The organism is uncultured Microbulbifer sp. (assembly GCF_913055755.1).
In the GTDB taxonomy this organism is placed as follows: Bacteria; Pseudomonadota; Gammaproteobacteria; order Pseudomonadales; family Cellvibrionaceae; genus Microbulbifer.
On record NZ_CAJXKH010000017.1, the window covers coordinates 1 to 22,815 of the forward strand.

Below are 22,815 nucleotides of genomic sequence, written 5' to 3' on the forward strand. Positions count from 1 at the left end.
CTTGTGATAGTGCAATGCGGGCAGCGCGGCCGCCGTTGGCGACGGTACCCAGGCGGTATTGGCTCCGGCCAGCGGGTGGCCGATCTTTGCTTCCATCATCGCCGCCATCATATCCGGCATGGCCCACATACCTTTTCCGATCTGCGCGCGGCCCTTGAGGCCCGTTGCCAGGCCGGTGTCCACGTTCCAGTCTTCGTAGGCGGTGATCCAGCTGGATTGCTTCATGTCGCCCTTGCGAATCATCGCACCGGCCAACATGGAGGTATGGATCTCGTCACCGGTGCGATCCAGGAAACCGGTATTGATGAACGCCACACGCTCTTTTGCCTCGGCGATACACGCCTTGAGGTTGACCGTGGTACGCCGCTCCTCGTCCATGATCCCCATCTTCAGGGTATTGCGGGCTAGACCAAGCGCATCTTCAATGCAATTGAACAGCGTGTTGGCGAAGGCAACTTCTTCGGGGCCGTGCATTTTGGGTTTGACGATGTAAATGCTGCCGGAGCGGGAATTTTTGTGCGGTCCGCTGCCTTTCAGATCGTGGATACCAATCAGGCTGGTAATCATGCCATCGAGAATTCCTTCCGGAACTTCATTCCCGTCTTTATCCAGCACCGCGTCATTGGTCATCAGGTGCCCGACATTGCGCACGAACAAAAGGCTTCGGCCATGCAGCGTAAGTGCGCTGCCGTCGGGTGCGGAATATTCGCGGTCGGCGTTCAGGGTGCGCAGGATTTCGCGATCCCCTTTGCGTACTTTTTCCTGCAGGTCGCCCTTCATCAGGCCGAGCCAGTTGCGGTAGACCACCACTTTATCTTCGGCATCCACCGCCGCGACGGAATCTTCGCAGTCCATGATGGTGGTCAGTGCCGCTTCCATCAGTATGTCTTTTACGCCCGCACGATCGGTCTTGCCGATGGGGCTGTTGGCATCGATCTGGATTTCAAAATGCAGGCCGTTGTTCTCCAGCAGGATCGACTGCGGTGCATCCTGGGTACCGGTGTAGCCGCAAAACTGACGGCTGTTCTGCAGTGCCGCCACCTTGCCGTTGGCGAGTTCCGCTTCCAGCAGTGAGCCGTTGATTCGATACGCGGTTACGTCACCGTGACTTGCGCCGGAAAGCGGTGCCGCCTGGTCGAGAAAGCTACGACCATAGGCAATGACCTTGTCTCCGCGGACGGGGTTATACGCCGTGCCCTTTTCCGCACCACCGGCTTCCGAAATCACATCGGTTCCGTACAGCGCATCGTACAAACTGCCCCAGCGCGCGTTGGCGGCATTAAGCGCGTAGCGTGCGTTCATTACCGGCACTACCAGCTGGGGACCCGCCATGGTGGCGATTTCACGGTCCACGTTCGCGGTGGTGGCCGTAAAATCTGCCGGGGCCTCTACCAGATAACCGATTTCCTTCAGGAAGGCCTTGTACTTTTCAAGGTCTCGGAAGCCTTCCGGGTTGTCCTGGTACCACTGGTCGATCTGTGCCTGGATCGCGTCGCGCTTCTCCAGCAATTGACGATTGATCGGGGCCAGATCATCGATGATCTTCTCGAACTCCGCCCAGAACACGTCGGCGCTCACGTCCGTACCCGGAATCACTTCTTCGTTAACGAGCTGGTGAAGATCTGCGGCGACCTGCAGGTTGCCGATACGGACGCGTTCCGTCATGTCTGGCCTCTTGAGACTGTTGAGTTTCGCAGCATTCTAAACACTTGTTCCTTCATGCCGCTAATTTATAGGTGGAATCTTCGGTATTCAGGGAATAAATACCAAATATCAGAGCTGGCGCCCTACATCGAGAATCAGGCGTCGCATCCAGCGGTGCGGGGCGCTCTGCTGCAGTAGCGGGCTCCACGCCATCTTGAGTTCCAGCGGCGGGATGCTGAGGGGTGGATCCCGGAGCACCACGCGGGGATTACGCTCCGCAAGCTGCGCCATACGTGTAGGGACGGTAACAATCAGGTCACTCTGTTCCGCCAGCAGCATGGCGACCTGGTAGTGACGGGTGAATACGGAGATATCCCGCTTTTTGCCCGCCCGCCCAATGGCCTCGTCAACCCATCCCAGGCGCTGCACGTCTTCCGGGTTCACCCCTACTCCGACCCCCATACCGGTTTTGCTCACCCAGATGTGCTGGGCCTCGAGATAACTTTCCAGACTGTAGTCGTCGAGGATCGGGTTATCCGCGCGCATCACACAGGAGAAACTGTCACTCCAGATGGTCGCCTGATGAAAGCTCTGCGGCATGCTGTCAAAGCGGTTGATCACCATGTCCACCTTGCCCTGTTCCACATCTACAAAGCTCACGTCACTGGGCGTCATGATGTCTAAACTGATACCAGGAGCGGATACGCGCAACTGCTTCAGCAGCGGCGGAATCAGTGTGGATTCCGCATAGTCACTGGCCATGATGCGAAAAGTGCGGCGGGCTTCCGCGGGCTCGAACTCGCGATTCGGCTGAATCACCTGGTCGATCGCGGCCAGTGCCTCGCGCACCATGGGCTGCAGCTCCATGGCGCGCTCGGTGGGCATCATGCCCTCGCGGGTGCGCACCAGCAGCGGATCTGCAAACAGTTCCCGCAGGCGCTTGAGACCGTTGCTCATGGCCGGCTGGGACAGCCCCAATTGGTTGGCCGCGCGGGTCACATTGCGCTCGCGCAGCAGCACATCGAGGTATACCAGGAGGTTCAGATCGGCTCGTTCCAGATTCATCGGCAGTACTCACGGAAACTTGACTGCGGCGCCACTCCAGCCGGGGTGACGGATCGCAGAATTACTTGGGTTTTGCCATGTATTCACCGCTTGTATAGCGGAAATAACAACAATAAATTAGCCAAATTATGCCATCACTCCTAGGATACGCAACACCTACTTGCAGTCACCTTTCGAGGAATCAGCCATGTCTACCTACTCTCAAGAAATCGAAAAGGCAGCCAAACTGTGCGACGCCAATGGCAGCTCCTGGGACGCTATCAGCCCGGAATCCGTCGCCCGTATGCGCCTGCAGAACAAGTTCAAGAACGGCCTGGATATCGCCCGCTACACCGCGGATATCATGCGCAAAGACATGGAGGCCTACGACAAGGACTGCACCAAGTACACCCAGTCCCTGGGTTGCTGGCACGGTTTTATCGGCCAGCAGAAAATGATTTCCATCAAGAAACATTTCGAGGGCAAGACCGACCGCCGCTACCTGTACCTGTCCGGCTGGATGGTTGCGGCCCTGCGCAGCGAATTCGGCCCGCTGCCGGACCAGTCCATGCACGAGAAAACTGCGGTTTCCGGCCTGATCGAAGAGTTATACACCTTCCTGCGCCAGGCCGATGCCCGCGAGCTGGGCGGCCTGTTCCGCGCACTGGACGCCGCCCGTGACGCCGGCGACAAAGCGGCCGAGCAAGCGACCATCGACAAGATCGACAACCACGTTACCCATATCGTACCGATCATCGCCGATATCGATGCCGGTTTCGGTAACGCGGAAGCCACTTACCTGCTGGCGAAAAGAATGATCGAGGCCGGAGCCTGCTGTATCCAGATCGAAAACCAGGTATCCGACGAGAAGCAGTGCGGCCATCAGGACGGCAAGGTAACCGTGCCCCACGAGGACTTCCTGGCCAAGATCCGCGCCGTGCGTTACGCATTCCTCGAGCTGGGTGTAGAAAATGGCGTAATCGTTGCCCGCACCGACTCCCTGGGTGCCGGCCTCACCAAGCAGATTGCCGTAACCAACGAACCCGGCGACCTGGGTGACCAGTACAACGCTTTCCTGGATTGCGAAGAAGTGGCTCCCGGTGACCTCCAGAACGGCGATGTGATTATCAACCGTGAAGGCAAGCTGCTGCGTCCGAAGCGCCTGGCTTCCAATCTGTTCCAGTTCCGCAAGGGCACCGGTGAAGCCCGCTGCGTGCTGGACAGCGTGACCTCCCTGCAGAACGGCGCCGACCTGATCTGGATCGAAACCGAGAAGCCCCACGTGCGCCAGATCGGCGGCATGATGGACGAAATCCGCAAGCAGGTTCCGAATGCCAAGCTGGTTTACAACAACAGTCCGTCCTTCAACTGGACCCTGAACTTCCGCCAGCAGGTATTCGACGCGTGGAAAGAAGAAGGCAAAGACGTTTCTTCTTACGACCGCGACAGCCTGATGAGTGCCGAGTACGACGGTAGCGAACTGTCCAAGGCGGCAGATGAGAAGATCCGTACCTTCCAGGCGGATGCGTCCCGTGAGGCGGGTATCTTCCACCACCTTATCACCCTGCCGACCTACCACACCGCTGCGCTGTCCACCGACAACCTGGCGAAAGAGTACTTCGGCGAGAAAGGTATGCTGGGTTACGTGGAAGGTGTGCAGCGCAAGGAAATCCGCCAAGGTATCGCCTGCGTCAAGCACCAGAACATGGCCGGTTCCGACATGGGTGACGACCACAAGGAATACTTCGCCGGTGAAGCTGCGCTGAAAGCGGCCGGTAAAGACAACACCATGAACCAGTTCGGCTGAGCCGATTTGCCGGAAGCAGATTCTTCCTTATCCCTGAGAATCGCTTCACCCATTGTGACGGGCCGCACTAGCGGCCCTTTTTTTGGTTTCTATTTCCCTCTCCAGTCTGATTGGCGCAAACCTGAACTAGTCTTAACACATGCGCGAAATCCAGCCGGCGTGAGATATGCAGAACTCCAGCCATGTACTCGTACTGAACTGCGGCAGTTCTTCCCTCAAATTTGCCATCGTCGACCCCCGCAGTGGGCGGGCGCTGGTCAGTGGTATTGGCGAAGCACTGGGACAGGCAGACTCACGGGTCAAATGGAAGCGCAACGGTGAGAGCATCGCGAAAAACCTGCCGGCGCAGGCAAAACACGGTGCAGTGATCCAGCTACTGGTGGACGAGATAATTGCGCGGGAACCGTCCCTGAAATCGCATCTGGTTGCCATCGGCCACCGGGTGGTACACGGCGGTGAGAAGTTCTCCCATTCCGTGCTGATCAACCAGGCAGTTACCGACGCCATTCGCGAATGCAGTGCCCTGGCCCCGCTGCACAATCCCGCCGCCCTCGCGGGTGTCGAGGCCGCGGGCAGTGCCTTTCCCGAGCTGCCGCAAGTCGCGGTGTTCGATACCGCGTTTCACCAGAGCATGCCCCGGCATGCGTATATCTACGCCCTGCCCTACAGTCTCTATCGCGATCACGGTATTCGCCGCTACGGCATGCACGGTACCAGCCACCGCTATGTGGCGGCCCGCGCAGCGGAGCTGCTCAACCTGGCCTTCAATGAGGTGAACATCATTTCTGCCCACCTGGGAAACGGCGCATCCATCACGGCAATTCGCAACGGTAAAAGTGTGGATACCAGTATGGGGCTGACGCCACTGGAGGGGCTGGTCATGGGCACCCGCAGTGGCGACGTCGACCCCGGCCTGCTGATGCACCTCGGTTGCCGTCTGGATTACTCGGTGAAACAGATCAACGATCTGCTGAACAAGGAAAGTGGTCTGCTCGGTATTTCCGAACTGAGCAACGACTGCCGCGAGCTGGAACAGGCGGCGGCACACGGACATAGCGGTGCGGTGCTCGCCCTGGAAATTTTTTGCTACCGGCTGGCGAAATATATCGCCGCCTATTATGTGCCACTCACGGATGTCGATGCCCTGGTGTTCACCGGAGGTATCGGTGAAAACTCCAGCCTGATCCGGGAAAAGGTACTCGCGCACTTGCAGTGTCTCGGATACCACCTCGATCCGGAAAAAAACCTTCTGGCCAGATTCGGGGAGGAAGGCGGCATTCACCGGGACAATTCCCCGGCGGTACTGGTCATTCCCACCAATGAAGAGTGGGTAATCGCCCGCGATGCCGCCGCCCTGGTGCCACCCGAGCAGCCCAACGGCGATTCGGTGAGCCGGGAGTAGTCGGGATGTCACGTACCATCATGCTGGTCCCCATCAGTGCGGGCGTCGGAATTACATCGGTCAGCCTGGGTACGCTGCGGGCGCTGGAACGCAATGGCGTCAGCGTCAGCTTCTACAAACCGGTCGCGGAAACGGTCAAGAACGAGAAACATCACGATCGCTCCAACGAAATTCTGCGCCGGGCGTCGGACCTTAAAGTGCCGGACTCCTGCTCAATGTACCACGCGGAATCCCTGATCAGCCGCGGCGACCTCTCCGCGCTGCTGGAGGATATTCTCGCCCGCTTTCGCGAGGGCGCCAGCAAAGCCGATGTTTCCATCGTGGAGGGGCTGGTTCCCAATGCGGAAAACCAGTTCGCCTCACAGCTGAACCTGCAGATCGCCAAGGCCCTGGATGCGGAAATCGTTCTGGTGGTCTGCCCGAACCTGGATTCCACCCAGCAACTGAAAGACCGCCTGGAGCTGGCGATGGCAGCTTTCGGCGGTGTCGAGTCCGGTCGCGTGGTGGGCTGTATCGTCAATAAGGTGGGCGCACCGACACAAGTACCGGATGCCCCGGGCGCAGATATTACCGGCGTATTCGAAGCGCCCAAGGCGCGCCGCGGCAACCTGGAAATACTCGCCCTGTTCGGCAAAAGTCCGCTGCCGATTATCGGCTGTATCCCGTGGAATGCAGACCTGGTAGCGCCCCGGGCAAAAGACCTGGCGGATCACTTCGGTGCGGAAGTGCTCAATTACGGTGAACTGGATACCCGCAGGCTACACAGCATCACATTCTGCTCCCGCTCCCTGGGCAATATGATCTACCGTTTTGAGCCCGGCGCCATGCTGGTCACTTCCGGTGACCGCCCGGATGTGATTGTGGCGGCGTGCCTTGCGGCCATGAACGGGGTGAAAATCGGCTGTCTGCTGTTGACCGGGGGATATTACATCGAGCCCATGGTGCGCAAACTGTGTGCGCCCGCGCTGGACACCGGGCTGCCGGTGATTCAGGTCAACACCAATACCTGGCAGACCGCACTGCAACTGCAGCATTTCAATACGGAAACCCCCACCGATGATCTGGAGCGTATTGAAAAGGTACAGGACTTTATTGCCGGCCACCTCGACAACCACTGGATCGAATCCCTGAGCAGTGAATCCGACAGGCCCAAACGGCTGTCTCCCCCGGCCTTCCGCTTCCAGCTTACAGAACTTGCACGCAAGGCCAACAAGCGCATCGTGCTGCCGGAGGGAGACGAACCGCGCACGGTGAAGGCGGCCCTCATCTGTGCCGAGCGCGGTATTGCACGACCGGTGCTACTCGGCGACCCCAAGGAAATCCACCGCGTGGCCGAACAGCAGGGACTTGCACTGGGTGACAAGGTGGAAATCATCGACCCGGCAACGGCGCGCAACAAATACGTCGAGCCCATGGTCCAATTGCGCAAGGGCAAGGGACTGACGGAAATCGTGGCCAAGGAGCAACTGCAGGACAACGTTGTGCTCGGCACCATGATGCTGGCCCAGGGTGAGGTGGACGGACTGGTATCCGGCGCCGTGCACACCACCGCCAATACCATCCGCCCCGCCCTGCAACTGATCAAGACCGCGCCCGGTGCCGCACTGGTCTCTTCGGTGTTTTTTATGCTGTTGCCGGACCAGGTGCTGGTGTACGGGGATTGCGCAATCAATCCGGACCCAAATGCCACGGAACTGGCAGACATCGCCATTCAGTCCGCGGACTCCGCAACCGCCTTCGGCATCGAGCCGCGGGTGGCGATGATCAGCTATTCCACCGGCACGTCCGGTACCGGTTCCGACGTGGACAAGGTGCGTGAAGCGACCGAGCTGGCAAAACACAAGCGCCCGGACCTGATCATCGACGGGCCGCTGCAGTACGACGCCGCGATCATGGAAAATGTGGCAAAGAAGAAGGCGCCCGACAGCCCGGTGGCAGGGCGAGCCACGGTATTTATTTTCCCGGATCTGAATACCGGCAACACCACCTACAAGGCAGTACAGCGCAGTGCCGACCTGATCAGTATCGGCCCCATGTTGCAGGGTATGCGCAAGCCGGTGAACGACCTGTCCCGCGGCGCCCTGGTTGACGATATTGTTTACACCATCGCCCTGACCGCTATCCAGGCCAGCCAGAACTGAAAGCCGACGCCGTCATTCCCCGGCGGGCTGGTGCTGCTGGCCGGTTTCCCCTGCGGCTTCAGCGGTCTCTCCCAGCGGCCTGCGGGAATCCACGAAGTGCACCAGTGCGCCCGCCACCAGATACGCTTCCAGGCGGTGTTCGTAACTGTCGGTGTAGGTGAAGGCCATGCGCTCGAGACAGCGCCCAACGGATTCGTGCTCTGGCCTGTCACTCTTCCAGCTGCGCCTGCCGTCACGCAGGACCGGCCACATCTGCCAGATTTTCCGACTGTGGCTTTTCAGCGCCTTGAGTGCAATGGCCAGGCGGGCCTCCTCTTCGGTGAGATCCGTACCCAGAGGAAAGTACGGCAGGTTGCGCAGGCGATGGCCCTGCTCAAACACTTTTTGCAACCGTTGCGGGGTATTGTTGTGGAAGGCCGCGGGAATCTCGTAGCCTGCCTCGATCTTGCCCGCTTTTTTAGCCTGTTTTAACAGCGCGTCCTGAAAACGGGAGTCTGCAATACACAGCATTGCCGCGATCACATCGCGATCGGTTTTCCCACGCAAATCCGCAGCGCCGTACTCCGTGACCACCATATCCCGCAGGTGCCGGGGTATGGTGCAGTGGGGATACTGCCAGACAATGTTGCTGCGGGTTTTCCCGCCGGCGATACGGGTACTGGGTACGGCGATTATCGAACGCGCCCCGGTCAACTCGTGGGCCTGGGCAACAAAGTTGTACTGCCCGCCCACGCCACTCACCACCTGCCCATCTTCCAGCCCGTCGGACACCACCGATCCGGTGAGGGTTACCATCATTGCGGAATTGACGAAGCGGGCATCCTGTCGCTGGGCGACCTTGAGTGCGCGGTCTTGCTGCAGATCGTTGATAAAATCGATGGCGGTCATATTGAAGCCGGCACGCTCATCTTCTGGCATTTCCCGCAGCGCGCGGTACATCGCATTGGATCCGAGGTAAAAGCCACCGTGCAGCCAGGTCGCTCCCGGCAGTTTGCGCCCGGCACATTCCCCCAGCAGCTTTCTGCGCCCGGTGCTGCTGTGCAGATCGCACTCTTCCAGCTCGCCGTGTTTGTCGAGAAAGCGGTGGCCCCGCCAGCTGTAGCTCGGGTCGATAACGCCCAGTCGCTGTAAATAATTGGTATCTTCTTCCGTCAGTGGACACTGAATGCGCCCGGCATCGTGCAGCTTGAGCAGCAATTCCTCGTCCACCTCTCCCGAGATACTGCCGCTGTTGATCAGCGACTGGATCACCGGGTCCGGGTACACTGCCCGCTTGAGGATCCCCGCCTTGCGCAGGTGAAGAAATCCCTCCGGCACCATTTCGCTGGCGCCATACAGCCCCAGCCTGAATTCATCCAGTTCCAACGGCAACCGACACAGCTGGCCGTCTTTATCTTCCCACAGGGTTTGCAGCAGTTCCCGGTACTCGTTGTTATTGCAGTGGCGCAGGCGCAGGATATGAGTGATCGCATCACTGAGCGCACCGATACCCACCTGCAGGGTACCGCCGTCGCGGATCAGGCCGGCGATATGCAACGCGAGCGCGTATTCGGTCAGCCCCACTGGCGGATTCGGCGCCGGGAACAGTGATTGCTGCATCCCCTCACCTTCCAGCAGGAAGTCGAAGTCCCCAGCTGGCAGTTCCGCATCGCGACCGATATATGGCAACTCGGGGTTGACCTCGCCCACCAGTACAATTGGACCGTAACCCCGCTCTTTGGCCAACGCCAGTAATGGCAGGGTGAGATCCGGATTGCTACTGAGGCTGAAACTGTCGCTGCGGTCCGGCGCCGGCGAAACCATCTGCGCAACCACATTCACGCCGCGATCCAGCAGGTCCCTGGGCACATGGGTGTAATTGGCGCTGACATACTGTTGCTGGGCGGTGGGGTTGTGGAGGAAGCTTCCGGGCTGGATAAAGAACTCGCACACTTCAATATTGTCCGGCAGCAGATTTTTGCGCCGGGCCTGGGTATAGGTGAGCTCCTGGTAATCCGTATACAACCTGTCGAGGAGTGGCTGCACGAAGCGGCGCTGCAGTTCGCTACTGGCGCGGGGTCGCTCCAGGGTCAGTGCGGTGTAGATGGTGAGACTAATTTCCGCGTCCTGCTGTGCCCGCGCAAACAGTGCATTGGCAAAATGGTTGGCCTTGCCAAGCCCCAGTGGCAGCCCGAGTACGATCTTCTTACCCACCCGCTCCAGTAGCGCATCGACACAGTCGTCTGCGGCATGAAGTCTCGTCGGTGTCCCTTTGCTGCCAGCCATCTGTTTATTCAGCCTTTTGCTTTCGCCTTGCCGAAATCACACTGAAAGACCGGGATTCAGGTGAGTTTTTCAAAGTGGTCCACCTGTATCGCTTTGTGTACCGCTTCCGACGTGATACGGATCTTTTTCGCCTCTTCCTCACTGATCAGTTTCTGTGAAACCGCAGCGTCGATTGACTCGTCATCCAGGGCCCGCACACCGCCTTTTTTCATTTTTGCGCGGATATCCGCCGTTTCGTGGCTGTGCAGGAAGGCCTTTTCCACCAGGTCGACACCGTCGCCCTCATTGCCGAGAAAAACGCCCTGGGTGAGACGATCGCGGGATTCTCCCGGCTCCATGATCAGTTCAGCGCAGGCGCGCGCCTGGCGGTCCGAGGCCATGCGGATACTGTGCCCCCAGGGCATGGTCAAGAACTGCATCACCTGTCCGACAAAGCGCATCGGGAAGTTGTGGAACACTTCCAGCAGGCTTACCTCGATATTGTGCATCCCCGCGCGCATGGCAAATTCCAGTAGCGGGCGATCACCCTGCGGGCTGCCATCATCCTTGAACCGCTTGAGCATGGCGCTGAGCAGATACAGCTCGCTGAGTACATCGCCGAGCCGGGCGGAAATCAGCTCCTTGCGCTTCAGCGCCCCTCCCAGCGACATCAGCGAGATCTCGGTTACCAGGGTGAGTACCGCGGAATAACGGTTCATCTGCCGGTAGTACTTGGCGGCATCGCCCACGCCCTTTGGACTGCTCGCAAACAGGCCACCGGTCCAGCCGTGGAACACCGCACGACAGAAGGTCTTGAGCTGGAACAGCATATGTTTCGGCAGCAGTGCATCCAGCGCCTTGATCCCCTCCTCCCGGTTGTCGTTGGTAGCGGCCTCCATTTCCTGCAACAGATACGGATGGCAGCGGATAGCGCCCTGGCCAAAGATCATCAGGCTGCGGGTAAGGATATTGGCGCCTTCCACGGTAATTGCCACCGGTACCGCGCGGTAGACATTGCCCAGGTAATTCAGCGGTCCGTCCATGATTGCCTTGCCGGCGTGAATATCCATGGCGTCGTTGACCGCCTGGCGCAACCCGTTGGTGGCGTGAGCCTTCATGATCGCCGACACGACCGCCGGCTTTCGGCCCTGGTCCAGCGCCCTGGTAGTGGTTTTATGCGCCGAGTCCAGCACATAGGCGATCGACGCGATCTCCGCGAGACGCCGCTGCACGCCTTCGAATTTGCCGATGGGAATACCGAATTGCTCGCGGATTGACGCATAGGCGCCGGTCGTGCGCGCGGCCATTTTGGCGCCGCCCGTCGACAACGACGGCAACGAGATACCGCGCCCTGCAGCCAGGGCGCTCATCAGCATGTGCCAGCCGTGACCGATGTTGTCTTGCCCGCCGATGACCCAGTCCATGGGGATAAACACATCCTTACCCCAATTGGGACCGTTCTGGAATGCCTGCATCGCCGGCAGGTGGCGCTGGCCGATGGTCACCCCCTCGGTATCCGTCGGCACCAGTGCCACGGTGATTCCCAGCTCCTCTTCTTCCCCGAGAATATGCTCGGGGTCGTACAACTTGAAGGCGAGACCGAGAATGGTGGCGACCGGTCCCAGAGTGATATAGCGCTTGTGCCAGTTGACCCGCATCCCCAGGGTCCGCTCACCGTTGTATTCCTGGTAGCAGACCACGCCGCGATCCACCATGGCGGCAGCATCGGAGCCGGCCTCCGGACTGGTGAGGCCAAAGCAGGGAATTTCACGCCCGTCGGCAAGGCGCGGAAGGAAATGATTCTTCTGTTCCTCGGTACCGTGTGCCATCAGCAGTTCGCCGGGTCCGAGGGAGTTCGGCACCATAACCGTGACGCCCACGGTGGTGCTGCGGGTTGAGATCTTGGTAACGATCTGCGCGTGCGCGGTGGGGGAAAACCCGAGCCCACCGAACTCTTCCGGAATAATGATGCCGAAAAACCGGTTTTTCTTCAGGAATTCCCAGAGTTCCGGGGAGATATCGTAATCTTCATGGGTGATTTTCCAGTCGTCCACCATACGGCAGAGCTCTTCCACCGGGCCGTCGAGAAACGCCTGTTCCGCGTCCGTCAGTTCCGGCGGTCCCATATCGAGCAACTGATTCCAGTCCGGCTTACCCGACAGTAACTGGGCGTCCCACCATACCTCCCCCGCTTCCATCGCTTCCCGTTCAGTGTCGGAAATCGGCGGCAATACTTTTTTGATCCAGTTCAGGAGCGGCGCGGTAATCCATTTCTGGCGCAGGTTGCTCATTGCTTATCCTTTGATTGGCTTCGGCCACGGCCCTGGAGATTCCCGACCCATGGATGAGGGATATGTGCATGGGATATGTGTATTTGCCGAACACATTCCGTTCATGCAACGCATGCCATCGTTGCAATTAACTCTATCGTTGCAACTATAGGCAATAACCAAGTTAGCAATAGGGGCAACCGTGTTGCAACCTGCGTCAGCTCAGGCCAGGGCCCGCGGTGCGACGATAATGCCGTTGTTGTCGGCGTACAGGTAGTCCCCTGGCGTGAAGGTTACCCCGCCAAATGTCACCGCGAGATTCCGCTCGCCGATGCCTTTCTTTTCCGTTTTCATTGGATGCGCCCCCAGCGCATGCACACCCAGATCGAGAACACCGATAGCGTCGACATCGCGAATGCAGCCGTACATCACAATGCCTTCCCAGCCATTGCTGACCGCCCTTTCCGCCAGCATGTCCCCCAGGCAGGCGCGGCGCATGGAGCCGCCGGCATCCACCACCAGCACTTTTCCCGAGCCATCTTCCGCCACCAGTTCGCGCACCAGGGAGTTGTCTTCAAAACACTTGATGGTAACAATCTCCCCGCCAAACCGTTCGCGGCCACCGTAGCTGACGAACATCGGTTCAACCACCTGCACCTCATCGGCGAATTCGTCGCACAGGTCCGGGGTGGCGAACTGACTGGAATGGGTATTGGCAGGTGAACCGGGCATGATGCCTCCTTTCAATCATTCAATGAGCAAAATCCAGCTCCGATACTAGCGTTGAAGACCCGTTGATGCAGCGCTCAACGACAAATGCCGGGTATCACCCTGATGGATAATACCCGGCATCCGTCCTCGCCAAACAGTTTCGGTTACGACCTTACCTGCCGCATCAGTAGCTCACGCGTACCGGCATACCGACACGGGAATACTGGAAGAATTTACGGGCCATGTGCGGGGGCATGCGCACGCAACCATGGGAGGCAGGATAGCGGGGTACATGGCCGGATGCGTGCAGACCAATACCGCCATTAAAACGGATGTAGTAGTTCATTTTGGCACCGCGATAATAGGTGCCCGGGGGGCGGCGATGCTTGCGGGTGTCCACATCCGCTTTCACCACGCGGCCGGTATTCCGGTCTACGAAACTGCCGTAGATACTGGAACGGTGGTTGGGTCGTTTCGCCAGCACCCGGAAATGACCCGGACTGGTTCGGAACCCGGATTTACCGGAGGAGACAAAGGACACACCTACCAGACGACTCCCCTTGTAAAAGTAGGCCTTCTGCTCTGAGAGGTTGATCCTGATGGAAGGCGGTGCGGAAGAACTTGCGGCCGCAGCCTCATCAAACCAGTTTACTCCGGTATTGGCAGCGGCGGGAAGTGCGGCAGCAATACAGAGCGCAACCAGCAGCCCCTTGATAAACGTCAGCCACACCGCAGGTGAAATCGGGCTACCGGCCAACTGCCCGGCCGCAACTGCGCACCCTGCAGACTTTTGCTGTCCGCTTGCCACTTGCGTATTCAACTCAATCCAATGCCGAACAATTTGCTCTCTGCTTCGCATGATCGCACCTCTTTTCACTACTCGTAATGGTGGCCCGCGCAAGGTCCCGCATTTTGCTTGAAAGGCCGGGTAAACAGTTGCCCGGGCCGACAGGGTTGCGGATAAAACTGGGGCTAATTCGATTCTATTGAGATGGCGGCGAACGCTTAGACTGAATGTCTATTGAAGGGGGCGATTTTTATGGTGATGGGCAATCTACTTAGCGTGGGAATAGCCGGTTCCCAAGGCGGAATCCAACGGGGAATTGAAACGCTGGCCGCCGATTGCGCTATCCGGGGAGAACAAAGTTTTTCGGATAAATTCCACCGCTGCTTGATAAATCACTTTGTGCACGAAATATGCACACCCAACGAAATGTTCGGCGAGATACGCAACGAGAAAATTTGTAGAAAAATGAAAAGCGGCCCGAAGGCCGCTTGGGTTTTCCCCTCGGGGAACCGGCAAACAAGAGCCCTCAATCCGGCTGCTGGTTTGCCAGGTAGAGCCAGGTATCCACCGCGGTGTCCGGATTCAGGGAGACACTGTCGATGCCCTCCTCCATCAGCCACTGGGCGAAATCCTTGTGGTCTGACGGCCCCTGTCCACAGATACCCACATACTTTCCCGCTTTTTTACAGGCCTGGATCGCGCGGGACAGCAGCATTTTCACCGCCGGGTCGCGCTCGTCAAACAGCTCTGCAACCAGTCCGGAATCCCGGTCGAGGCCGAGGGTCAGCTGGGTCAGGTCATTGGAACCGATGGAGAAACCGTCAAAGTACTGCAGGAACTCGTCTGCCAGCAATGCATTGGATGGCAGCTCGCACATCATGATGACCTTGAGACCGTTTTCTCCGCGCTTGAGACCATTCTCTTCCAGCAGTTCCACCACCTGGCGCGCTTCGTCCGGCGTGCGCACGAAGGGCACCATGATTTCCACATTGGTGAGTCCCATTTCGTCGCGGACTTTTTTCAGCGCGCGGCATTCCAGCGCAAAGCACTGGCGGAAATCCTTGGAGCGGTAACGGGCCGCACCGCGGAAACCGAGCATCGGGTTTTCCTCGCTGGGCTCATACATCTGGCCGCCCACCAGGTGTGCATACTCGTTCGACTTGAAGTCGGACAGGCGCACGATGGTGCGGTTGGGCGCAAATGCCGCCGCCAGGGTGGAAATACCTTCCACCAGCTTTTCGACGATAAACTCTTCCGGCGAGGCGTAACCGCCGATACGGTTGCGGATCGTCTTCTGCAGGTCCTGCGGCAGGTTATCCAGCTCCAGCAATGCCTTGGGGTGAATACCGATCATGCGATTGAGGATAAACTCGAGTCGCGCGAGGCCGACACCCTGGTTGGGCAGATTGCTGAAGGCGAAGGCGCGATCCGGGTTGCCCACATTGAGCATGATTTTGAACGGCAGCTCCGGCATGTCGGCCACTTCCGTCAACGAGCGCTCGAAGTCGAGCTCGCCCGCCATCACAAATCCGGTGTCCCCCTCGGCACAGCTGACCGTTACCGGCGTGCCACTGGACAGTTTTTCGGTGGCGTCGCCGCAGCCCACCACCGCCGGGATGCCGAGCTCGCGGGCAATGATCGCCGCGTGACAGGTGCGGCCACCGCGGTTGGTCACAATGGCGCTGGCTTTCTTCAGTACCGGTTCCCAATCCGGGTCGGTCATGTCGGTCACCAGGACTTCGCCATCCTGCATCATCGCCATGTCTTCCACGGACTCCAGTACGCGCACCCGGCCGGCACCAATGCGCTGACCAATGGCGCGCCCCTCGCACAGGATGTCGCCGCGCTCGTGCAGTTTGTAGCGTTCGATGCTGGTACCACTGTCGCGGGAGCGGACAGTTTCCGGGCGCGCCTGTACGATGTACAACTTGCCGCTGTCGCCATCTTTGGCCCACTCGATGTCCATCGGGCGCTGGTAGTGCTCCTCGATCTTGCGCGCCTGTTGCGCCAGATCGGTCAGCTCTGCTTCGCTCAGTGCAAAGCGCAGGCGATCGGCCTCCGCCACCTGCACCGTTTTGACCGAACGACCACATTCACCGCTCTCGTCGTAGACCATCTTGATCGCCTTGCTGCCGCGGTTGCGGCGCAAAATAGCAGGTCGACCGGCTTCGAGCGCGGGCTTGTACAGGTAAAATTCATCCGGGTTAACCGCACCCTGGACCACGGTTTCTCCGAGACCGTAGGCTGCGGTAATGAAGATCACATCGCGGAAGCCGCTCTCGGTATCCAGGGTGAACATGACCCCGGAGGCGCCGGTTTCACTGCGCACCATGTGCTGGATGCCCGCCGACAGCGCCACGCCCACATCCGCGTAACCGGTGTGCACCCGGTAGGCAATAGCGCGATCGTTGTAGAGGGAGGCAAAAACCTCTTTCACCGCCTGCAGCACTGCATCAATACCGCGGATATTCAGGAAGGTTTCCTGCTGCCCGGCGAAGGAGGCGTCCGGCAGGTCTTCCGCGGTTGCGGAAGAGCGCACTGCCACCGCAGTCTCACCACCACCGAGCGCGTCATAACCGGCGCGGATCTCCGCCTCCAGCTGTGCCGGGAAAGGCGTATCCAGCAGCCACTGGCGGATTTCCTCGCCGGCGGTGGCCAGTGCGGTGACGTCTTCGACGTCCAGGTCTGACAGGCGCTTGGCAATCCGGCTATCCAGCTGCGCGCTGGAGAGGAACTCACGGAAGGCTTCTGCGGTTGTGGCAAAACCGCCCGGTACGCTAACACCGGCTCCGGCAAGCGAAGAAATCATCTCGCCAAGAGATGCGTTTTTGCCGCCGACCTTGTCGACATCCGCCATGCCGAGCTTGGCGAACTCGAGAGTGTATGTGGTCAATGGAGTGCCCTCTGCAACTGCTGTGGTGGCGGAGATTATAAGGATGGGTTTTGTAAATAATACCCCGTAAATGTCCGCAAAACAGGCCGATTTCTGTTGTAATTTTTCTACAAAACACCAAAGGAACAGTCCCGCGTTTCCCTCCGCGGGCACCACTGGGATACCATGGAGCGCCGCATTGAACCCTTTTGGAGACACTCGGCCAATGCATGCAGAACAACAACAGCGTAAACGCACCGCTTTCTTCATTTCCGATGGCACCGGCCTGACCGTAGAAGGTATCGGGCACAGTCTACTGGCACAGTTTCGCGACCAGCACGTGGAGCAGGTCACGCTCCCTTACGTGGACTCCGCGGAAAAGGTAAATCAGGTTTTACAGCGTATCGAACGCGCCGCCACCGAAACCGGGCTGCAACCCATCATTATCACCAGTATCGTGTCCGACCAGATCCGCAAACAGTTGCACCAGAGCTCGGCGCTGATGCTGGACGTGTTTGAAAGTTACCTCGCACCACTCGCCAACCTGTTCGGCACCGACCCTGCACGAACCGTGGGCGTATCCCACGGAATCGCCGACGACCGCCGCTACAGTGAGCGCATCGACGCAGTACATTATGCGATGGACAACGACGACGGCCGCCGTACCCGCGAGTTTGAAACCGCCGACGTGATCCTGGTGGGCGTATCCCGCTCCGGCAAAACGCCTACCTGCCTCTATCTCGCCCTGCAGTTCGGCCTGCGTGCCGCCAATTATCCGATTACCGAAGAGGATATGGACACCACTGCGCTGCCAAAGATTTTGCGCCCCTATCGCAACAAGCTGTTCGGCCTCACCATTGATCCCCGGCGCCTGATGAGCATTCGCCAGGAGCGCCGCGCCAACAGCCGCTACGCGTCCCCGGAACAGTGCGAGTTTGAAGTGCGCCAGGTGGAGCAGATGCTGCGACGGGCGCAGGTGCCGTATCTGGATGCAACCGAGCTCTCCGTGGAAGAACTCGCCACCCGGTTGATGTCCCAGGCCGGTATCGAGCGCAGGATTGGCTAGATTTAAAGAGTGACACTGCGATCCCGGGCGTGGCGCCCCGCATTCGGCGCTACAGCCACACCGCTGGCTGCAAGTGAGAAATTGACCGGGAATTCAGGTAAAGTAGCGCCGCCCAAAAGGCCCCTATTACCGTGATCGCAGCGCTATTGCAGCGATAGAGAAGTTGGCCATCCGCCCAGGTACCGTTTTGCGAATCGTTTCCCTGCCCTATTCTGCGAATACCCCGCAGGCATTGACCGCCATTTCCGACCTCCCACTACCCGTGTGGCTGGACTCGGGAAGGCCCCGCGCCCGCAGTGGTCGCTTTGACATCATCAGCGCGGACCCGGTGGCCCAACTATCCCTGACTGCGGACTGCCCGGACCCGTTTGTACAGCTGGACGACCTGATGTGCGAACTGGCGCCACAGGATATGGACACGCAGATGCCGTTCTGCGGCGGCGCCATCGGTTACGCGGGTTACGAGCTGGGTAATCGCGGTAACTTTCTGCCCCCGGACACCCGTGAGACGCCACTGCCGGCGGGCTTTTTCGGGCTCTATACCTGGGCGCTGATTGTCGATCACCAGTTGCAGGCGACACACCTGGTGTTTCACCCGGCCTGCGCCGGGCATCAACAGCGGGACCTGACCGCGCGTTTTCAGGCGCTGGACTGGAGCGCGACACCCCGCACCGAAACTTTCAAGCTGACTTCCGCTTTCCGCCACGAGTTCACCAGGCCCCAGTACGAGGCCCAGGTCGCACGGGTCCTGCAATATATCCGCGCCGGCGACATCTACCAGGCCAATTTTACCCAGCGCTTTTTCGCCGACTGCGAGGGCGATCCACTGGCCGCCTACCTGGCGCTGCGGGAAGCCGCCGCGGGCCCCTTCTCGGCCTATCTCTCACTACCCCAGGGGCAGATTCTCAGCCTGTCCCCGGAGCGCTTCATCCACGGCGACGGGGACCAGCTGCAAACCGAGCCCATCAAGGGCACCGCGCGGCGCCATGCCGACCCGCAACAGGATGCAGAGGCGGCGACCCGCCTCGCCAGCAGCAGCAAGGACCGCGCGGAAAACCTGATGATCGTGGACCTGCTGCGCAACGATTTTGGCAAGGTCTGCAAACAGGGCAGCGTACGGGTTCCGGAGCTGTTCGCGGTGCAGAGCTTCGCCAATGTGCACCACCTGGTCAGTACCATCACCGGCCAGCTGCCGGGGGACGTCGAGTTTGCACAGGTACTGGACGCATGCTTCCCCGGCGGCTCCATTACCGGCGCCCCCAAACGGCGTGCAATGGAAATCATTCGCGAGCTGGAGCTGAGTCCGCGGGGCATTTATTGCGGCTCCATCGGCTATCTCAGCAGCTGCGGACGGGCCGATAGCAATATCGCCATCCGCACCCTGACAGCAAGCCGGGGGAAACTGCAATGTGCCGCCGGTGGCGGCATCGTTGCGGATTCAGACCCCGCGGCGGAGCACCAGGAGTGTCTCGACAAAGTGCGATTACTGCTACATACCCTGGAGGCCACTTTCCGCACACACGCGAACACTAACACCCGAGGCTGAACGAACAGCGACGGTTATAGCGCTATCGCCCTTTGGTATTTCCCTCAAACTTTTCGCTTTGCTAGATTTTGCGCCAGGCTGGGCGGCGTGCCTGCCCGGCACCCACTGGTAACAGTCAGGCTACCGAGGCCTGACAGCGCAAATTACAAGGCAGTAACACCCAAAGATGCATATTACCCTGGTAAAGAAAGTGCTCGCCGACGGCTCACTGTGTGCGAAATGCAATGATGTCGAACAGAAACTGAAGGAAAACGATCAGGAAAAATACCTGGACCAGGTACTGATTGCCGATGAGAGAGATCCGCAAAGTGCGGGCATGCAGCTGGCGCAGTCACTGCAAGTCGAGCGTGCGCCCTTTTTTGTGGTCGAAGAAGACGGCAAGGAACCGCTGGTGTATACCGTCTACTTCAAGTTTGTCAAAGAGATCATCGACGGCAGGCGCTAGGCCAGCGCCCGCCACCAGTCATTTTTTCCGGTAACGCCGGCTCACCTCAGTATACCGGCAGCTCCAGGTGGGAAAACAGTTCATCCACCTCGGCCCGGGACGAGGCCTGTGCGGCCTTGTCCACCAGCTCCCGGGTCAGGTGCGGCGCAAACTGCTGGATAAATTCGTACATGAATCCACGCAGGAAAATCCCCTTGCGGAAACCGATTTTGGTCACGCTGGATTCAAACAGCTCGCTGGCGTCCAGCGCCACAAGGTCGCTGTCTTCATCTTCCACGGCCGCCATATCTGCCACGATGCCAATGCCCAGCCCCAGCCGCACATAGGTCTTGATGACATCCGCATCCGCCGCGGTAAACACCACCTTGGGCGACAGTCCTTTCTCCAAAAACGCCTCATCCAGTTTCGAGCGCCCGGTAAATCCGAATACGTAGGTGACGATCGGGAACCGCGCCACATCTTCCAGGGTGAGTTTGGATACCTGGCACAACTCGTGATCTCTCGGCACCAGAATGCAGCGGTTCCAGCGGTATACCGGCATCATCACCAGGTCACTGAAAAGTTCCAGCGCCTCGGTGGCAATGGCAAAATCCGCGGTGCCGTCTGCGGCCATTTCCGAGATCTGCATCGGTGTACCCTGGTGCATATGCAGGGATACTTCCGGGTAGCGGGCGATAAAACTCTTGATCACCGGTGGCAAGGCGTAGCGGGCCTGGGTGTGGGTGGTTGCGATGGCCAGGCTGCCGCGCTTGTCATTGCTGAACTCCTGCGCCACCTGCTTGATGTTTTCCACCTTGCGCATGATTTCGCCGGCGGTTTTCAGGATCGCCTCACCCGCAGGTGTCACCCGGGTAAGATGCTTGCCGCTGCGGGCAAAAATCTCCACCCCGAGCTCATCTTCCAGCAGCCGGATCTGTTTACTGATACCGGGCTGGGATGTAAACAGGCTCTGCGCCGTGGCAGAAACGTTGAGGTCGTGGTGTGCCACTTCCCAGATATAACGCAACTGCTGCAGCTTCATAGTTTCTCCCTGTCAATCGCGCTGCGGGCTACCCCTGCCAGCAAACTGTACCCGCAAATCGCTCAAAAATGCGCCGCGTACTGGTTATAAAAAGTCTATGACTTTATTCGCGAAAAGCATAGCAGCGATTGTTATTGCGAGCCAACAGCGAAGATGTGCATTGGTGCTCGGTTTGCAACCCCGACAGAAGCACCCCGGAGATTAGCGCGCCAATCAATTTTCCGCGTTGGCGATACCGTGGGGTACGTGGCCGGTGGCGACATGCTCTGCAGCCGAGGCGCAATGGGCAGGCTGGTCATCAAAAAACACGTCGGCGCCAAAAGCGCGCAGGAACTCCCCTTTCGGCAAGCCGCCGAGGAATACGGACTCGTCAATGCGGATATTCCACGCCCGCAACGTGCGGATAACCCGCTCGTGCGCCGGCGCCGAACGCGCTGTAACCAGTGCGGTACGAATGGGACACTGCTCGGGCTGGAATTCCGCCTGCAGCTTTTGCAGGGCTTCGAGAAAGCCCTTGAAGGGACCACCGCCGAGGGGTTTTTTCGCAGAAGCCCGCTCTGCGGTGGTAAATGCGGCGAGACCGTCGCGCTTGAAAATCTGCTCGGCCTCGTCGGAAAAAATAACCGCGTCGCCGTCAAACGCAAAACGCAGGATGTCGTCACCCCGCTCCCTGGCGCCGCCGGGAATCAGCGTTGCCGCGGCAATTCCCTGCTCCAGCGCGCGCCGCACATCACTGCCGTCGCTCGATAGGAACAGGTGGCAACCGAACGGGGCGATATAGCGGTAGGGGCTCTCGCCATTACAGAAGGCCGCGCGACTGATGTTGAGCCCGTAATGCTCGATGGAATTGAACACCCGCAGGCCGGTGTCGGCGCTGTTGCGGGACAACAGGACAACCTCTACCCGCGGCGCGCCTTCCAGGCGCTCGTTGATCTGCAGGAACTTTTCCACCAGCGCGAAGGCATCGCCCCTGGGCAGCACATCGTTCTCGCGCTCGATCTGATATGCGGCAAACGCCTCGACCCCCTGCTCTTCATAGACCTTGTGGCTCTCGCGCAGGTCGAACAGCGCCCGCGAGGAAATCGCGATGATGAGTTTGCCTGTATCCGCGGAGCTGCTCACGGTGCCTCCACATCGTCCAGCCCGGATGGCCGGGTATCGTTGCGATGGGGTTCCAGCAACACCATCAGCATGTTGCGCAGATCCGCCCGGGTGCGCTGGGAGCGAACCCCCTCCTGGTTCACGATCACCAGCATCATCGCGTGGCAGGTTTCCAGGGTGGCCCGCGCAAGACGATTGCTCTCGTTGGGCGGACAGCTAAAGCCCATACGGCTGAACATCTCCACCAGGTGGTTGATTACCAGTTCATCGTGGCGCTGGTCCAGCTCGTGCAGTTCGGGGATGCCCCACATCGCCTGTACCAGTGGCAACAGGCCGCGCTGTTCGCGGTATACGGAGAGCCAGCGCTCGAGCAGATCATCCAGAAAATTTTCGAGCGCCAGTTGCTCCAGGTCGCTGGTGGCCAGATCATCCAGGCGCTCGGTCAGGCTTGCCAGCCACTGTTCGCCCATGGCGTAGAGGATGGCGTGCTTGTTGGGAAAGTAGTGGTAGACCGAGCCCACCGAAACGCCCAGCTCCTTGGCGATCAGGATAGTGGTGAGATCATTCAGTCCCACCTGCTCCAGCAGGCGGCCGGTGACATCCAGTATCTGGCGCGCGCGCTCCCGCGCCCTGGCCTGCACCGGGGCCCGGCGCGGCGCGAGCTGGTTTCTACGTCGGTTTTGCTCTGCAGTCGACACTTCCGGTTCCTTTCTG

16 protein-coding genes are annotated in these 22,815 nt (G+C 59.4%); 6 read left to right on the plus strand and 10 right to left on the minus strand.

Features of this window, described 5'->3' with window-relative positions; genetic code table 11:
* On the minus strand, nt 1–1,665 hold a 1,665-nt coding region (locus QZ511_RS04995), incomplete at its 3' end, for a malate synthase G (RefSeq protein ID WP_295799866.1).
* A gap of 108 nt (nt 1,666–1,773) precedes the next feature.
* Nucleotides 1,774–2,709 (minus strand): LysR family transcriptional regulator, encoded by a 936-nt coding sequence (locus QZ511_RS05000; protein WP_295799869.1) that lies wholly within the window; start codon nt 2,707–2,709, stop codon nt 1,774–1,776.
* 187 nt (nt 2,710–2,896) lie between these two features.
* Here QZ511_RS05000 and QZ511_RS05005 point away from each other — a divergent pair, with 187 nt between their 5' ends.
* The 3 genes from QZ511_RS05005 to pta all read left to right on the plus strand — a co-directional run bounded on the left by QZ511_RS05005 (nt 2,897) and on the right by pta (nt 8,038).
* Nucleotides 2,897–4,495 carry an isocitrate lyase gene (locus tag QZ511_RS05005; RefSeq protein WP_295799874.1) on the plus strand — a complete coding sequence of 533 codons (1,599 nt, stop codon included), beginning with the start codon at nt 2,897–2,899 and terminating at the stop codon, nt 4,493–4,495.
* 166 nt (nt 4,496–4,661) lie between these two features.
* On the plus strand, nt 4,662–5,897 hold the full coding sequence (locus QZ511_RS05010; RefSeq protein ID WP_295799877.1) for an acetate kinase: 1,236 nt from the start codon (nt 4,662–4,664) through the stop codon (nt 5,895–5,897).
* Between the two features lie 5 nt (nt 5,898–5,902).
* Nucleotides 5,903–8,038 carry a phosphate acetyltransferase gene (gene pta, locus QZ511_RS05015; RefSeq protein ID WP_295799880.1) on the plus strand — a complete coding sequence of 712 codons (2,136 nt, stop codon included), beginning with the start codon at nt 5,903–5,905 and terminating at the stop codon, nt 8,036–8,038.
* Between the two features lie 12 nt (nt 8,039–8,050).
* Here pta and QZ511_RS05020 read toward each other — a convergent pair whose 3' ends face one another.
* From QZ511_RS05020 to ppsA, 5 genes are all read right to left on the minus strand, one after another.
* Nucleotides 8,051–10,303: an acetyl-CoA hydrolase/transferase C-terminal domain-containing protein gene (locus QZ511_RS05020; protein WP_295799883.1), complete on the minus strand. Its 2,253-nt coding sequence runs from the start codon at nt 10,301–10,303 to the stop codon at nt 8,051–8,053.
* 56 nt (nt 10,304–10,359) lie between these two features.
* Nucleotides 10,360–12,573, minus strand: coding sequence for an acyl-CoA dehydrogenase (locus tag QZ511_RS05025; RefSeq protein WP_295799885.1), 2,214 nt, complete (start codon nt 12,571–12,573; stop codon nt 10,360–10,362).
* A gap of 201 nt (nt 12,574–12,774) precedes the next feature.
* Complete coding sequence (gene rraA, locus QZ511_RS05030; protein WP_295799888.1) at nt 12,775–13,284, minus strand: ribonuclease E activity regulator RraA; 510 nt, start codon at nt 13,282–13,284, stop codon at nt 12,775–12,777.
* A gap of 163 nt (nt 13,285–13,447) precedes the next feature.
* Nucleotides 13,448–14,020 carry a L,D-transpeptidase family protein gene (locus tag QZ511_RS05035; protein WP_295799892.1) on the minus strand — a complete coding sequence of 191 codons (573 nt, stop codon included), beginning with the start codon at nt 14,018–14,020 and terminating at the stop codon, nt 13,448–13,450.
* Nucleotides 14,021–14,576: 556 nt separating this feature from the next.
* A complete protein-coding gene (gene ppsA, locus QZ511_RS05040) occupies nt 14,577–16,943 on the minus strand; it encodes a phosphoenolpyruvate synthase (protein ID WP_295799896.1) in 2,367 nt (788 codons plus the stop codon).
* 205 nt (nt 16,944–17,148) lie between these two features.
* Here ppsA and QZ511_RS05045 point away from each other — a divergent pair, with 205 nt between their 5' ends.
* From QZ511_RS05045 to QZ511_RS05055, 3 genes are all read left to right on the plus strand, one after another.
* Nucleotides 17,149–17,988: a pyruvate, water dikinase regulatory protein gene (locus tag QZ511_RS05045; RefSeq protein WP_295799899.1), complete on the plus strand. Its 840-nt coding sequence runs from the start codon at nt 17,149–17,151 to the stop codon at nt 17,986–17,988.
* Nucleotides 17,989–18,175: 187 nt separating this feature from the next.
* The gene (pabB, locus tag QZ511_RS05050) at nt 18,176–19,534 is read left to right on the plus strand and encodes an aminodeoxychorismate synthase component I (protein ID WP_295799902.1); all 1,359 of its coding nucleotides are present in this window, start codon (nt 18,176–18,178) and stop codon (nt 19,532–19,534) included.
* A gap of 166 nt (nt 19,535–19,700) precedes the next feature.
* The gene (locus QZ511_RS05055) at nt 19,701–19,979 is read left to right on the plus strand and encodes a hypothetical protein (protein WP_295799907.1); all 279 of its coding nucleotides are present in this window, start codon (nt 19,701–19,703) and stop codon (nt 19,977–19,979) included.
* A gap of 46 nt (nt 19,980–20,025) precedes the next feature.
* Here QZ511_RS05055 and cysB read toward each other — a convergent pair whose 3' ends face one another.
* The 3 genes from cysB to QZ511_RS05070 form a co-directional block, all read right to left on the minus strand.
* The gene (gene cysB, locus QZ511_RS05060; RefSeq protein WP_295799910.1) at nt 20,026–21,000 is read right to left on the minus strand and encodes an HTH-type transcriptional regulator CysB; all 975 of its coding nucleotides are present in this window, start codon (nt 20,998–21,000) and stop codon (nt 20,026–20,028) included.
* A gap of 213 nt (nt 21,001–21,213) precedes the next feature.
* On the minus strand, nt 21,214–22,122 hold the full coding sequence (locus QZ511_RS05065) for a 5'-nucleotidase (RefSeq protein ID WP_295799915.1): 909 nt from the start codon (nt 22,120–22,122) through the stop codon (nt 21,214–21,216).
* Nucleotides 22,119–22,799 (minus strand): TetR/AcrR family transcriptional regulator, encoded by a 681-nt coding sequence (locus tag QZ511_RS05070; protein WP_295799919.1) that lies wholly within the window; start codon nt 22,797–22,799, stop codon nt 22,119–22,121. Before QZ511_RS05070 ends, QZ511_RS05065 begins: the two co-directional genes overlap by 4 nt.
* Nucleotides 22,800–22,815: the final 16 nt, after the last annotated feature.

Bases quoted from the DNA above. Each gene is read 5' to 3' on its own strand.
- QZ511_RS05000 (WP_295799869.1), bottom strand. From the start codon at position 2,709: ATGAATCTGGAACGAGCCGATCTGAACCTCCTGGTATACCTCGATGTG.
- QZ511_RS05005 (WP_295799874.1), top strand. From the start codon at position 2,897: ATGTCTACCTACTCTCAAGAAATCGAAAAGGCAGCCAAACTGTGCGAC.
- QZ511_RS05010 (WP_295799877.1), top strand. From the start codon at position 4,662: ATGCAGAACTCCAGCCATGTACTCGTACTGAACTGCGGCAGTTCTTCC.
- pta (WP_295799880.1), top strand. From the start codon at position 5,903: ATGTCACGTACCATCATGCTGGTCCCCATCAGTGCGGGCGTCGGAATT.
- QZ511_RS05020 (WP_295799883.1), bottom strand. From the start codon at position 10,303: ATGGCTGGCAGCAAAGGGACACCGACGAGACTTCATGCCGCAGACGAC.
- QZ511_RS05025 (WP_295799885.1), bottom strand. From the start codon at position 12,573: ATGAGCAACCTGCGCCAGAAATGGATTACCGCGCCGCTCCTGAACTGG.
- rraA (WP_295799888.1), bottom strand. From the start codon at position 13,284: ATGCCCGGTTCACCTGCCAATACCCATTCCAGTCAGTTCGCCACCCCG.
- QZ511_RS05045 (WP_295799899.1), top strand. From the start codon at position 17,149: ATGCATGCAGAACAACAACAGCGTAAACGCACCGCTTTCTTCATTTCC.
- QZ511_RS05055 (WP_295799907.1), top strand. From the start codon at position 19,701: ATGCATATTACCCTGGTAAAGAAAGTGCTCGCCGACGGCTCACTGTGT.
- cysB (WP_295799910.1), bottom strand. From the start codon at position 21,000: ATGAAGCTGCAGCAGTTGCGTTATATCTGGGAAGTGGCACACCACGAC.